A 12,840-nucleotide genomic window follows, 5' to 3' on the forward strand; every position below is an offset into this window, starting at 1 on the left:
ACGGTCGGCACCGACCGCTACAGTCCCCCCATGTCACGCGTGGTGGTCCTCGGGGGCGGGCTGGCCGGCTGCGCCTCGGCCGCACGCCTGGCCAAGCAGGGCCACGAGGTCGTCCTGGTCGAGTCCCGCCCGACGCTCGGCGGGGCGCTGGGGCTGGTCGAGCAGGACGGCTTCACCTGGGACACCGGCCCCGCCACCACCGCCCTCCCGGCCGTGCTGCGCGACCTGTTCCGCAAGTCCGGGCGCCCCCTGGAGCGCGAGCTCGAGCTGGTGCCCGTGGACCCGATGCGCGAGCACCGCTTCACCGACGGCACCGTGCTGCGGCTGCCCTCCGGCAGCCGCGCCGCCCAGCTGGCCGCGGTCGACGAGGCCTTCGGACCCGCCCAGGACGCGAAGGGCCGTCCGGTCAGGGCCGGTCGCTCCGGCAAGGCCGCCCCGAGCCCCGGGCGTCAGTGGGTCGACCACGTCCACGCCCAGGCCGAGGCCTGGGACCTGCTGCGCCGCGACTGGTTCGAGCGGTCCGCAGGCATCGAGCACCTGCCCGAGGCCACCGAGAAGCTGCTGACGAGCCGCCTGATGCTGCACAAGGTCGTCGAGCGCCGCTTCGACGACCCCCGTCTGCGCACGCTGGCCACCCACCACGCGGTCGAGGGCGGGCACGACCCCCGCAACGTCCCGGCCTGGTTCGCGATCCTGGACTACCTCGAGCAGAACTTCGGCACCTGGACGGTCCCCGGCGGTCTCGGTGCCTTCGCCGTGCTGCTGACCAAGCGCCTGGGCGAGCGCCGGGTGGAGGTCCTCACCGGCGTCACCGCCCTCGACGTCGTGATGTCCGGCACCTCCTCGGACGCCCGGCCGGTCGCGGTCACCACGAGCGCCGGCGAGGTCGCCTGCGACCAGGTCGTGGTGGCCCTCGACCCCCGCCGGCTGCCCGCCCTGGCGTCGTACGTCAAGCGCACCATGCCGGCCGTCCCGCCGACCGTCACCCACCTGGGCCTCAGCGACGACGCGCCCGACCTGCCCGCCGAGGTCGTGGTGCACGACGAGTACACGCTCACGATCCGCACCGGCGGGCAGGCCCCTCCCGGGCGTCGCGCGTGGACCGTGCTCGGCCGCGGCCGGCTCGCCGAGGACCTCGTGATGGCGATGGCCCGCCACAAGCTCGACGTCCGTGACGCCATCGAGGTGCGCGTCGACCTGTCACCGCGCGCGCTGGTCGAGCAGTGGTCCGGGTCCCCCAGCGGCGTGCTGTGGCAGGGCCGCAGCACGATCTCCGACCGGCTCTCGACCCGCACCCCCCTGCCCGGCGTGTACGCCGCAGGCGCCCACACCGGAGGCGGCGGGTGGCTGCCCTTCGTGGGGCTCAGCGCCGCCCTGGTGGCCGAGGCGATCGGCCCGGCCTGAGGTCTCGCCGACCGTCAGGCGACCGGCAGGGCCAGGTCGGCGTAGATCTCCCGCGTCGCCCGCGACCGGTTGAGCGTGTAGAAGTGCAGCCCCGGGGCGTCGCCACGCAGCAGCTCCTCGCAGAGCTCGGCCGCGATCGCCGTGCCCTCCGCGCGGACCGCCTCGGCGTCGCCCTCGAACCGGGTGACCCGGGCGACGACGTCGGCCGGCACCTCGCGGCCCGACAGCTCGGCCATCCGCGCGATCTGGCGCAGGTTCGTGATCGGCATGATGCCGGGCAGCACCGGGATGGTGACCCCGGCGGCCCGCGCTCTCTCCAGCAGCCCGAAGTAGTCCGAGGCGCGCAGCACCATCTCGGTGATCGCGAACTCCGCACCGGCGTCCTGCTTGCGGCGCAGCACCGCGATGTCGGCGTCGAGGTCGGCGGCGTCACGGTGGCCCTCGGGGAAGGCGGCGACGCCGACGCTGAAGTCGCCGAGCGAGCGCACCAGGGCGACCAGCTCGTCGGCGTAGGTCAGCCCGCCGTCGGTCGGGGTCCAGGCCGTGCCCGGACCGCCGGGCGGGTCGCCGCGCAGGGTCAGCACGTTGCGCACACCGGCGTCGGCGTACGCCCCGACGATCGAGCGCAGCTCGTCGCGCGTGTGGCCCACGCAGGTCAGGTGCGCCATCGGCGTCATCGTCGTCTCGCGCGCGATCCGCTGCGTGATCTCGATGGTGGTGTCCCGGCTCGAGCCGCCGGCGCCGTAGGTCACCGAGACGAACGTCGGACGCAGCGGCTCCAGCTCGCGCAGGGCCTTCCACAGCGCCGTGACGCCGGCGGCGTCCTTGGGCGGGAAGAACTCGAAGGAGAACGACCGCTCGCCGGTCGCGAGCAGGTCGCGCACGCGGCGACCGCCGCCGGACATGCGGGAGGAACGCTCCTGGGGCACGGGACTCATGAGGCCCAGGATAGGTGGGCCGTAGGCTCGGCCGGTGACGTCAGCCACCCCGTGGGACCCCGCGTCCTTCCGCGCCGAGATCCAGACGGTGCTCGACACGTTCGTCGACGCCCAGGCCGCCCAGTACGTCGACCTCGGCGACGACGCCGCCCGCCTCATGGCTGCGGCGACGCAGTCGGTGGCCGGCGGCAAGCGCTTCCGGGCGATGTTCTGCGCGTGGGGCTTCCGCGCCGTGCGCGAGCCCGAGCCGGGTGAGGAGGGGGCCCTCCTGCGCGCCGCGGCCGCGCTCGAGCTGCTGCACGCCTCCGCGCTCGTCCACGACGACTTCATGGACGCCTCCGACACTCGCCGCGGGCACCCCGCCACCCACGTCGCCTTCGCCGAGCTCCACCGCAGCTCCGGCTGGCCCGGCTCGCCGGAGCAGTACGGCGCCGCTGCGGCGGTCCTGCTCGGCGACCTGCTGCTGTCGTGGGCCGACGAGCTCATGCGTGGCTGCGGCCTGCCCGCCGACGTGGTGGCCGAGGCGCTGCGCGTCTTCGACGCCACCCGCAGCGAGGTCGTGCTCGGGCAGTTCCTCGACGTGTCGCTGCAGGCCCGCGGCGAGGCCGACGTCGAGCAGGCGATGCAGGTGGTGCGCTACAAGTCGGCGAAGTACTCCGTCGAGCGGCCGCTGCACGTCGGCGCCGTGCTGGCCGGCGGCGGCCCCGAGATGGTGGGCGCGCTGTCGGCCTTCGGGCTGCCGCTCGGCGAGGCCTTCCAGCTGCGCGACGACCTCCTCGGCGTCTTCGGCGACCCCTCGGTCACGGGCAAGCCGGCCGGCGACGACCTGACCGAGGGCAAGCGGACCGTGCTGGTCGCGCTGGCGCTGGCCGGGTCGTCCGTCGAGGACGCGGCCGCCCTCGACGCGGCCCTCGGGCGGGCGCTGGAGCCCGCCGAGGTGGCCCGCTTCCAGGGCGTCATCGAGTCCTCGGGGGCGGCGGCGCAGGTGGAGGAGCGCATCGACGCCCTGACCCGGGACTGCCTCGCGGCGCTCGAGGCCGCACCGGTCACGTCGTACGCCCGGGTGGTGCTGGCCGACCTGGCCCGGGCCGCGACGCAGCGCAGCCTCTGAGGCAGGGTCCTAGAGCGCCATCGCCTGGGCGCGGCGCTTGACCTCGGACCCGCGGTTCTCGCGCAGGGCGTCGATCGGGCGACCGGGCAGGGTCTCGTCGGGGGTGAAGAGCCACGTGATGATCTCGTGGTCGGTGTACTCCCCGTCGTGCAGCACGGTGCACAGCCCCGGCACGCCCTTGACGATCTCGCCCTGGTCGACGAGCGCGGCCGGCACCTGCTGGCCCGTGCCCGGGGCCGGCACCACCGCGGCGAGCTGGTGCTCCTTGATGAGCTGGCGGACGCGGCTGACGGTCACGCCCAGCGCCTCGGCGCAGGCCGACCAGTCGAACCAGTCGCCCACGAGGTCGCGGATCGGATCGGCGGGGGTCTGGTCGGAGGTCTGGGCGGAGGTCTGGGCGGAGGTCTGGGCGGGAGTGTCGGCGGACGTCTCAGCGGGGTCGTTCACGGCGGACACTCTGCCACCGCGGGGCCGTGGGCAGCGAACCGGCGGCACGCCGGGCAGCCTCCGCAGCCCGGGGGCCGGGGCACGGCACCCTTAGAGTCGTCCTTCCTGCGCCCGTGGCCGACAGCTGCGCGCTCGACCCGAGGAGCCGTCGTGGAGAGAGGTGCCGACCCGATGACGGGACGCGTCCTCGAGGGCCGCTACCGCGTGGGGGCGAAGATCGCACGCGGCGGGATGGCCACCGTCTACGAGGCCCTCGACCTCCGGCTGAACCGCGGGTGCGCGGTGAAGATCATGCACAGCGACCTCGGCGACGACGCCGACTTCCGGCGCCGCTTCGTGCGCGAGGCGCACGCCGCTGCCCGGCTCTCCCACCCCAACGTGGTGTCGGTCTCCGACCAGGGCGACGACGACGGCGCGCTGTTCCTCGTGATGGAGCACGTCGAGGGCCGCACCCTGCGCGAGGTCGTGCGCGAGGAGGCGCCGATGGCTCCCGAGCGCGCCCTCGCGCTGCTCGAGCCCGTGCTGGCGGCGCTGTCCGAGGCCCACGCCGCCGGGCTGGTGCACCGCGACGTCAAGCCGGAGAACGTGCTGATCGCCGACGACGGCCGCATCAAGGTCGCCGACTTCGGGCTTGCGCGCGCGTTCGACGCCAGCGTCAGCCAGACCGCGACGCGCGGCGTGCTCATCGGCACGGTCTCCTACCTCGCCCCCGAGCTGATCGTGGACGGCAGCGCCGACCCCCGCGTCGACGTGTACGCCGCCGGGGTGCTGCTCTTCGAGATGCTCACGGGCCGCAAGCCCCACGAGGGCGACGGCGCCATCCAGATCGCCTTCAAGCACGTCAACGAGGACATCCCCGCTCCCTCGACCTGCACCCCCGCACCGTTGCCGTCGTACGTCGACGCGCTGGTGACGCGAGCGACCTCCCGCGACCGCGACCGTCGCCAGGCCGACGCCAAGGTGTTCCTGCAGCAGACGCGGCGCGTGTCCGCCACGCTGCGGGCCGGGGTCGTCGACGACGAGGAGCTCACCGCCGACCTGCTGCCCGCGGGACCGCTGACCCTGCCCGGGGCCGCCGACGAGCCCGAGGTCGAGGAGGAGCCCCTGCGCGTCCCGCTGACGGCTGCGACCGTCGCCGCCGACCGTGACGACGCCGCCGACGACGACGCGGTCTCCGACCGCTCGGTCCCGCTGCCCGACCACGCGCTCCCGCTGCCGGACAGCGAGGAGACGACCACGATCATCCGCGTGGGCGGTCTCGCCGCGGCCGGCGTCGCCGCCGGGTCCGCCGCGGGCCGCTCCGACGCCTCCTCACGCTCCTCGGTGGCGACCCGGACCCGTCGGCCGGCCGGCCAGGGTGGTCCCGGTGGTCCCGGCGGCACCGGCGACCGCCCCGGCGTCGTTCCCGGCCAGTCCGGGCCCCCACACCGCGTCGCGGACTCCCCCGCGCCCGCCGGGCGACGGCCGCGGCGTCGTCCCCGCAAGGGCTGGGTGCTGCTGCTCGTCGTGGCGCTGCTGACCGTGGCGGCCGGATACGCGGGCTGGTGGTTCGCCATCGGGCGCTACACCTCGACCCCGGGCGTGATCAACCTCGCGGTCTCCGACGCGGAGGCGCGGGCCGCGGACGCCGGGCTCGACCTCGACGTCACCGAGCGCACCTTCTCCGAGTCGGTCCCCGCGGGCTCCGTCATCGAGACCTCCCCGGCGGCCGGATCCCGCATCGTCGAGGGCGGCACGATCGAGGTCGTGGTCTCCAAGGGCCGCGAGCGCTACGCCGTACCGGCGCTGGCGGGCAAGCCGTTCGAGGACGTCGAGGCGATCCTCGCCGAGCGGAACCTGACCCTGGGCGAGCCGACCAAGCGCTACAGCGAGACCGTCGCGAAGGGCAGCGTGGTCGCCGTCGACCCGGTGGCCGGCACGGAGCTGCGGCGCGACAGCGTGGTCACCGTCGTGGTGAGCCGTGGGCCTCGCCCGATCGAGATCCCCGACTTCGCCGGCCGCAGCGCCGAGCGCGCGGAGGAGAGGCTGGTCGAGCTCGGCTTCGATGTCACCACGACCGAGGAGAACAGCGACACCGTCGACAAGGGCGTGGTCATCGACCAGACCCCCGACGACGGCACCGGCTTCAAGGGCGACGAGATCGAGCTGGTGGTCTCGAAGGGCCCGGTCCTGGTCGTCGTGCCCGACCTGGCCGGGCTGAGCGTGGAGGCCGCGACCGACGAGCTGGCCGCGGTGGGCCTCGGGATCGACGTCAGCGAGACCCAGCTCTACGTCGGTCTCGACACCGTGGTCCGTCAGGACGTGGACGGTGGCTCCTCGATCCCCAAGGGCAGCGTCGTCACCGTCGGCGTCGTCTGACCGCCCTTTCCCTGCCGAAGCGTCGCGCACGTACGCGCGACGCTTCGCGCGTACACGAGCGACGCTTCGCGGGGGTTGGCCGGGGAGAGGGGGAGGGTCAGGCCTCGACGACGACGGGGATGATCATGGGGCGGCGGCGGTGCTTGTTGCCGACCCAGCGGCCGATCACGCGGCGCACGGTCTGCTGCAGCTGGTAGGTGTCGTCGGTGCCGTCGGCCATCGCGGCGTTGAGGGCGTCGACGATGGGCTGCTTGATCTCGTCGAACACGCTGTCGTCCTCGGCGAACCCGCGGGCGTGGATCTCGGGCGCGCCGGAGACCTTCCCCTGGCCCATGTCGACGACGACGATGACGGAGATGAAGCCCTCCTCGCCGAGGATGCGGCGGTCCTTGAGCAGCACCTCGGTGATGTCGCCGACCGATTGCCCGTCGACGTAGACGTAGCCCACCGGGACCTTGCCGGCGACCTCGATCTTGCCGTCCATCAGGTCGATGGCCATGCCGTCCTCGGCGACCACGACGTTCTCGGCCGCGAGGCCGGTCGCCCGGGCGAGCGCGGCGTTGGCCTGGAGGTGACGGATCTCGCCGTGGACCGGCAGCACGTTGCGCGGACGCACAATATTGTAACAGTACAACAACTCGCCGGCGCTGGCGTGGCCCGACACGTGCACCAGGGCGTTGCCCTTGTGGACGACGTGCGCTCCCCACCGCGAGAGCCCGTTGATGACCCGGTAGACGGCGTTCTCGTTGCCGGGGATCAGCGACGAGGCGAGCACGACGGTGTCGCCCTCCTCGAGGTGGACGAAGTTGTGCGTGCGCTGCGCGATGCGGCTCAGCGCCGACAGCGGCTCGCCCTGCGACCCGGTCGAGATCAGCACGGTCCTCTCGGGGGCGAACTTGTCGATCTCCTTGGAGTCGACCAGCGTGTTCGCCGGCACGTTGAGGTAGCCGAGCTCGCGGGCGACGTTCATGTTGCGGATCATCGAGCGGCCGACGTAGGCGACCTTGCGCTTGTGCGCCACCGCCGCGTCGAGCACCTGCTGCACGCGGTGCACGTGGGAGGCGAAGCAGGCCACGATGATGCGGCCCTCGCTGCGCTGGAAGACACGGTCGATGACCGGGCCGATCTCGCCCTCGGAGGTGGTGAAGCCGGGCACCTCGGCGTTGGTGGAGTCGACCATGAAGAGGTCGACACCCTCCCCGCCCAGCCGGGCGAACGCGCGCAGGTCGGTGATCCGGCCGTCCAGCGGCAGCTGGTCCATCTTGAAGTCACCGGTGTGCAGCACCATCCCGGCGGGGGTGCGGATCGCGACCGCCAGCGCGTCGGGGATGGAGTGGTTGACCGCGACGAACTCGAGGTCGAACGGCCCGAAGCTCATCGTGTCGCCCTCGGCGACCTGGTGCTGCACGGTCTCCTTCAGGCGGTGCTCCTGAAGCTTCGAGCGCAGCAGCGCCAGCGTCAGCTTGGAGCCCACCAGCGGGATGTCCTGCCGCTCGCGCAGGAGGTACGGCGTCGCGCCGATGTGGTCCTCGTGACCGTGGGTCAGCACCAGCGCCTCGACGCGGTCGAGCTTGTCCCGGATCGCCTCGAAGTCGGGGAGGATCAGGTCGACGCCGGGGTGGTGCTCCTCGGGGAAGAGCACGCCGCAGTCGACGATCAGCACGCGGCCGCCGTACTCGAAGACGGTCATGTTGCGCCCGACGTCGCCGAGGCCGCCGAGGGGGGTGACGCGCAGCGCCTTGTCCGGCACGGGGCCGGCGTCGGGCAGGTCGTGGTGGAAGTGGGTCACGAGGATCCTTCGCGGGTGGGGGCAGGTCAGATGAGTCCGGAGGCGGCGAGGCCGGCGCGCAGCGCCTCGACCTCGGCCTCGTCCAGCGCCACCAGGGGACCCCGCACGGTGCGGTTGTCCAGGACGCCGAGCAGCTGCAGGGCGGCCTTGGCGGTGGTGGCGCCGTAGTTCGGCACGCCCATGACGGCCTCCATGGCCGGCAGCAGGCGGGTGAAGGTCTCCAGGGCACGGGCGTGGTCGCCACCGAGGAAGTCGGTGATCATCGCGGCCAGCTCGCGGCCGGCGACGTGGCCGACGACCGAGACCAGGCCGCACGCACCGTGCGCGAGGAAGCCCAGGGTGGAGACGTCGTCCCCGGAGTAGACGGCGTAGCCGAGCCGCGTGAGCAGCGGCGTCCGGGCGAGCTCGCCGGTGGCGTCCTTCACTGCTACGACGGTCGGCAGGTCGATCGCGGCCTCGTAGGTGGCCAGGTCGATGCCGGTGGCGGTGCGCCCCGGCACGTCGTAGAGCATCACCGGCAGGTCGGTGGCGCCGGCCACGGTGCGGAAGTGGTGCAGCACCCCGGCCTGGCCCGGCTTGTTGTAGTACGGCGTCACCAGGAGCACGCCGTCGACGCCGATCTTGGCCGCCTGCTCGGCCAGCTCGACCGAGTGGGCGGTGGCGTTGGTGCCCACGCCCGCCACGACGCTGGCCCGGTCACCGACCGCGTCCTTGACCGCCGCGAGCAGCCGGCCGTCCTCCTCCACGGTGGTGGTCGGGGACTCCCCGGTGGTGCCGGAGACCACGACGCCGTCGTTGCCGTGGTCGACGAGGTGGGCGGCGATCCGCGCGGTGCCCTCGGGGTCGACCGAGCCGTCCTCGTGGAACGCCGTCGCCATCGCGGTGAGCATCCGGCCGAAGGGAGCGGGAGGGTGGAGGTCGTCGGCCATGAGGTCAGGCTATCCGGTGGCGGGCCTCAGGCACGCCGACGCTCCACGCGCACCACGTCGTACGCCGTTCCCGGGCGCCGGCCGGTCTCCTGCCACACGGCGGGGTCGAGGTCGGGGTAGGTGACGTCGCCGGCCGGCTCGAGGTGGACCTGGGTCAGGACGTGGGCGTCGGCGTGGGGAAGCGCCGCCCGGTAGACCTCTCCCCCTCCAGCGACCATCACGTCGCCCGGCAGCGTGTCGGCCAGCGCCAGCGCCGCCTCGAGGTCGTGCGCGACGTGCACGCCGGGCGCGGCCCAGGACGGGTCGCGGGTGAGGACGACGGTCGTGCGTCCGGGCAGCGGCCGCCCGATCGACTCGTACGTCGTGCGTCCCATCACCAGCACGTGCCCGAGCGTGAGCGCCTTGAACTCCGCCTGTTCGCCCGGGATCCGCCAGGGGATGTCCGGGCCGGCGCCGATCACGCCGTTGCGGGCGACAGCGGCCACGCAGACGACCTGCTTGCCGCCCGGGGTCACCGAGCCCCCGGGAGCGCGCCAGACGGCAGGTCAGAAGGCAGGTCAGACGGCAATGGGGGCCTTGATGCCGGGGTGCGGGTCGTAGCCCTTGACCTCGATGTGCTCGAGGTCGAAGGCGTCGAGGTCGCGCACGGTCGGGTCCAGCCACAGCTCGGGCAGCGGGCGCGGCTCGCGGGTGAGCTGCAGCTGCGCCTGCTCGAGGTGGTTGGAGTAGAGGTGGGCGTCGCCCAGGGTGTGCACGAAGTCGCCGACGTCGAGGTCGGTGACCTGGGCGACCATGTGGGTCAGCAGCGCGTAGGAGGCGATGTTGAACGGCACGCCGAGGAACACGTCGGCCGAGCGCTGGTAGAGCTGGCAGCTGAGCCGGCCGCGCTCCGACGTACCTCCGTCGGCGCCCGCGACGGGCGGCGCGACGTAGAACTGGAAGAACGCGTGGCACGGTGCCAGCGCCATCTGGGGGATGTCGGCGACGTTCCACGCCGAGACGATGTGGCGGCGCGAGTCGGGGTCGCGGCGCAGGTCGGCGACGAGCTTGGCGACCTGGTCGACGTGCCCGCCGTCGGGGGTGGGCCAGGAGCGCCACTGGTGACCGTAGACGGGACCGAGGTCGCCGTCCGCGTCGGCCCACTCGTCCCAGATGGAGATGTTGCGCTCCTGCAGCCAGCGCACGTTGGTGTCACCGCGCAGGAACCACAGCAGCTCGCCGAACACCGAGCGGGTGTGGATCTTCTTCGTCGTCACCAGCGGGAAGCCCTCGCGCAGGTCGAAGCGCATCTGGTGACCGAAGACGCTGCGGGTGCCGGTGCCGGTGCGGTCGCCCTTCTCCACGCCCTCGTCGAGGATGCGCCGGATGAGGTCGAGGTACTGCTGCACCCCGGCAACCTAGCACCGGGACGACCGGCGACAATGCAGGCATGACCTCTCCCTCGGCCGACCTCTCCGTGCGCGTGGCCTGGGCCGACGACGCCCCCGGGATCGGTCACGTGCAGGTGCGCGCCTGGCGCCAGGAGTACGCCGACCTGCTGCCGGCCGACGTGCTCGAGGCGCTGGACGGTGACGACCTGGCCGAGGGCTGGCGGGCCGCGATGACCAAGCCCGGCGACGCCCGCAACCGGGTGCTGGTGGCCCTGGAGCGCAACCGTGTGCGCGGCTTCGCGGTGACCACCCCGGGCGCCGACGGCGACGCGGACCCGGTCGCCGACGGCGAGATCGGCGAGCTCGTCATCGACCCCGACCACCGACGCCTGGGTCACGGCTCGCGACTTCTCCAGGCCTGCGTCGACACCCTGCGCGCGGACCGCTTCACCCGGGCGGTGTGCTGGCTCAACGCCGACGACGACGCCCGGCGCGCGCTGCTGACCTCGGCCGGGTGGGCGCCCGACGGCGCCCACCGCGAGCTCGACCTGCGCGGGGACGGCGCCGTGGTCGTCAAGCAGGTGCGGCTGCACACCGACATCAGCGAGCCCGCGACCTGATCGCCCGGGGACCGGCCGACGGTTGACGCAGAAACTGACAACAGTCGCGGTTTGACCCCGTGGGCTCCGGGTAGGACGCTGGTGGTCGCAGTGGTCCGCATCGGGCGGAGGCGGCCACTCGGGACGGACGGACGTGACCATGGCATCGATGCACCCGCAAGCACCTGCACATCTCCCGCGTCGCTATCGCACCGTGATGGCCGCACTCTCGTTGCTGACCGGCACCGTGCTCGGCATCATCGTCGCGACCGGTCCCCCGGCGCCCGTCACGGTCCTGCTCGGCGTCGCCCTCGGGCTCGGTGCCGGCGTGGCCGCCTTCCTCACGCTCGAGCAGAAGGTGGCTCTGGAACACTCCACGGAGTGACCGACCCCCAGTCCCCCGGAAGCCCCTCGGGCCCGCTCGCCGACCCCGACCTCGTCGCGCTGGCCCACCAGATGCTCGACCTCGCGCGCGAGGGCGGGACCGAGCGGCTCACGGCGTACGTCGACGCCGGCGTGCCGGTGGACCTGACCGACGCCTCGGGCAACACCCTGCTGATGCTGGCCGCCTACCACGGGCACGCCGCCCTCGTGACGGCGCTGGCCGGGCGCGGGGCCGACGTCGACCGCCTCAACGACCGCGGCCAGAGCCCGTTGGCGGGCGCGGTGTTCAAGGGCGAGGACGACGTCGTACAAGCGCTGCTCGCGGCCGGGGCCGACCCCGACGCCGGGCACCCGACCGCGCGTGCGACCGCCGTCATGTTCGAGCGCCCCGACCTCCTCGACGGTGCGTGAGTAGTCCGCGCGGGCGGATCGTGGGGGAAGCACTGGCGGTCGGGCTGGCGACGGGCGCCTACGGCATCTCGTTCGGCGCGATCTCGGTGACCTCGGGGCTCGACGTGTGGCAGACCTGCGCGCTGTCGCTGCTGGTGTTCACGGGCGCCTCGCAGTTCGCCCTCGTGGGGGTGCTGGCGTCCGGTGGGACCCCGGCGGCCGCCGCCGGGACGGCCCTGCTGCTCGGCGTCCGCAACGGCCTCTACGGCCTGCGCCTGGCCCCGCTGCTGGCGTGGCGCGGGACGCGGCGGGTCGTCGGGGCGCACCTGCTCATCGACGAGTCCACCGCGATGGCGGTCAACCGCGACACCACCACCGAGGTGCGGCTGGGCTTCGTGGCGACCGGCCTGTCGGTCTTCGTGCTGTGGAACCTCGCGACCCTGGGAGGCGCCCTGGCCGGCGAGCAGCTCGGCGACCCGCGCACCTACGGCCTCGACGCCGCCGTGGGCGGCGCGTTCCTGGCGCTGCTGTGGCCGCGTCTGTCCGGAGGGCTCGCCCGTGGGGTCGCGGTGGTCGCCGCCGCGGTGGCCCTGGGCCTGGTCCCGCTGGTCACCCCCGGCCTCCCGGTGCTGGCCGCGGCGTCGGTGGCCCTGCTCGGGCTCCTGCCGCGACGCGGCGAGCGCGCCAGGAACCTCGGGGGTGCCCGGTGATCTGGGCCGCGGTGCTGACCGCCGCCCTCGGCTGCTACCTGCTGAAGCTGGCGGGCCTCTCGGTGCCCTCGTCGGTGCTGGCGCGGCCGGCGGTGTCCCGGGTCGCCGACCTGCTCCCCGTCGCCCTGCTCGCGGCCCTCATCGCGGTCCAGGTGCTCGGCGAGGACCAGCGGCTGGTCCTCGACGCCCGGGCCGCCGGGCTCGGCGCCGCCGTGGTCGCGCTGCTGCTACGGGCGCCCTTCCTCGTGGTCGTGGTGGCCGCGGCCCTCACCGCCGCACTCCTGCGACTCCTGTGACCTCCGAGACGTCCTAGACGACCAGGTATGCCCGACATTGCACGGCTTGTCAGATTCAGGGCTTCAGCCCTGTCCGTTTCGCACCATGAGTGACTGGACCCTTTGTCACTTATCC

Annotated in this window: 14 protein-coding genes; 8 read left to right on the forward strand and 6 right to left on the reverse strand. The window is 73.6% G+C overall.

What is annotated here, in order from left to right; all coding sequences use genetic code 11:
- Positions 1–30 precede the first annotated feature (30 nt).
- Positions 31–1,404, forward strand: a complete 1,374-nt coding sequence (locus G7072_RS11650; RefSeq protein WP_166086550.1) for an FAD-dependent oxidoreductase — start codon at positions 31–33, stop codon at positions 1,402–1,404.
- Between the two features lie 14 nt (positions 1,405–1,418).
- On the opposite strand, the gene metF is transcribed toward G7072_RS11650, so the two are convergent.
- Entirely contained in the window at positions 1,419–2,342 is a 924-nt protein-coding gene (gene metF / locus G7072_RS11655; RefSeq protein ID WP_240916897.1) for a methylenetetrahydrofolate reductase [NAD(P)H], read from the reverse strand.
- 34 nt (positions 2,343–2,376) lie between these two features.
- On the opposite strand from metF, the gene G7072_RS11660 reads away from it, so the two are divergent.
- Positions 2,377–3,453: a polyprenyl synthetase family protein gene (locus G7072_RS11660; RefSeq protein ID WP_206063093.1), complete on the forward strand. Its 1,077-nt coding sequence runs from the start codon at positions 2,377–2,379 to the stop codon at positions 3,451–3,453.
- A gap of 9 nt (positions 3,454–3,462) precedes the next feature.
- Here the strand turns inward: G7072_RS11660 and G7072_RS11665 are convergent, their stop codons facing one another.
- Positions 3,463–3,900, reverse strand: a complete 438-nt coding sequence (locus G7072_RS11665) for an Rv2175c family DNA-binding protein (protein WP_240916899.1) — start codon at positions 3,898–3,900, stop codon at positions 3,463–3,465.
- A gap of 171 nt (positions 3,901–4,071) precedes the next feature.
- Here G7072_RS11665 and G7072_RS11670 point away from each other — a divergent pair, with 171 nt between their 5' ends.
- Positions 4,072–6,258: a Stk1 family PASTA domain-containing Ser/Thr kinase gene (locus G7072_RS11670; protein ID WP_166086553.1), complete on the forward strand. Its 2,187-nt coding sequence runs from the start codon at positions 4,072–4,074 to the stop codon at positions 6,256–6,258.
- A 97-nt stretch (positions 6,259–6,355) separates the two neighbouring features.
- Here the strand turns inward: G7072_RS11670 and G7072_RS11675 are convergent, their stop codons facing one another.
- The 4 genes from G7072_RS11675 to G7072_RS11690 form a co-directional block, all read right to left on the reverse strand.
- Positions 6,356–8,047, reverse strand: a complete 1,692-nt coding sequence (locus G7072_RS11675; protein ID WP_166086555.1) for a ribonuclease J — start codon at positions 8,045–8,047, stop codon at positions 6,356–6,358.
- Positions 8,048–8,073: 26 nt separating this feature from the next.
- A complete protein-coding gene (dapA, locus tag G7072_RS11680) occupies positions 8,074–8,976 on the reverse strand; it encodes a 4-hydroxy-tetrahydrodipicolinate synthase (protein WP_166086557.1) in 903 nt (300 codons plus the stop codon).
- A gap of 26 nt (positions 8,977–9,002) precedes the next feature.
- Positions 9,003–9,461, reverse strand: coding sequence for a dihydrofolate reductase (locus G7072_RS11685; protein WP_240916901.1), 459 nt, complete (start codon positions 9,459–9,461; stop codon positions 9,003–9,005).
- 72 nt (positions 9,462–9,533) lie between these two features.
- A complete protein-coding gene (locus G7072_RS11690; protein WP_166086561.1) occupies positions 9,534–10,364 on the reverse strand; it encodes a thymidylate synthase in 831 nt (276 codons plus the stop codon).
- A gap of 41 nt (positions 10,365–10,405) precedes the next feature.
- Here G7072_RS11690 and G7072_RS11695 point away from each other — a divergent pair, with 41 nt between their 5' ends.
- The 5 genes from G7072_RS11695 (at position 10,406) to G7072_RS19795 (ending at position 12,725) form a co-directional block, all read left to right on the forward strand.
- Positions 10,406–10,966 (forward strand): GNAT family N-acetyltransferase, encoded by a 561-nt coding sequence (locus tag G7072_RS11695; RefSeq protein ID WP_166086563.1) that lies wholly within the window; start codon positions 10,406–10,408, stop codon positions 10,964–10,966.
- A gap of 196 nt (positions 10,967–11,162) precedes the next feature.
- Positions 11,163–11,330: a hypothetical protein gene (locus G7072_RS11700; protein ID WP_166086565.1), complete on the forward strand. Its 168-nt coding sequence runs from the start codon at positions 11,163–11,165 to the stop codon at positions 11,328–11,330.
- Positions 11,327–11,740 (forward strand): ankyrin repeat domain-containing protein, encoded by a 414-nt coding sequence (locus tag G7072_RS11705; RefSeq protein WP_240916903.1) that lies wholly within the window; start codon positions 11,327–11,329, stop codon positions 11,738–11,740. The genes G7072_RS11700 and G7072_RS11705 overlap by 4 nt, the downstream gene beginning before the upstream one ends.
- The gene (locus G7072_RS11710) at positions 11,737–12,429 is read left to right on the forward strand and encodes an AzlC family ABC transporter permease (RefSeq protein WP_206063094.1); all 693 of its coding nucleotides are present in this window, start codon (positions 11,737–11,739) and stop codon (positions 12,427–12,429) included. The genes G7072_RS11705 and G7072_RS11710 overlap by 4 nt, the downstream gene beginning before the upstream one ends.
- Positions 12,426–12,725: an AzlD domain-containing protein gene (locus tag G7072_RS19795; protein WP_206063095.1), complete on the forward strand. Its 300-nt coding sequence runs from the start codon at positions 12,426–12,428 to the stop codon at positions 12,723–12,725. Before G7072_RS11710 ends, G7072_RS19795 begins: the two co-directional genes overlap by 4 nt.
- The last annotated feature ends 115 nt before the right edge of the window (positions 12,726–12,840 follow it).

Origin of the sequence: Nocardioides sp. HDW12B (assembly GCF_011299595.1) — a bacterium.
Lineage (GTDB): Bacteria > Actinomycetota > Actinomycetes > Propionibacteriales > Nocardioidaceae > Marmoricola_A.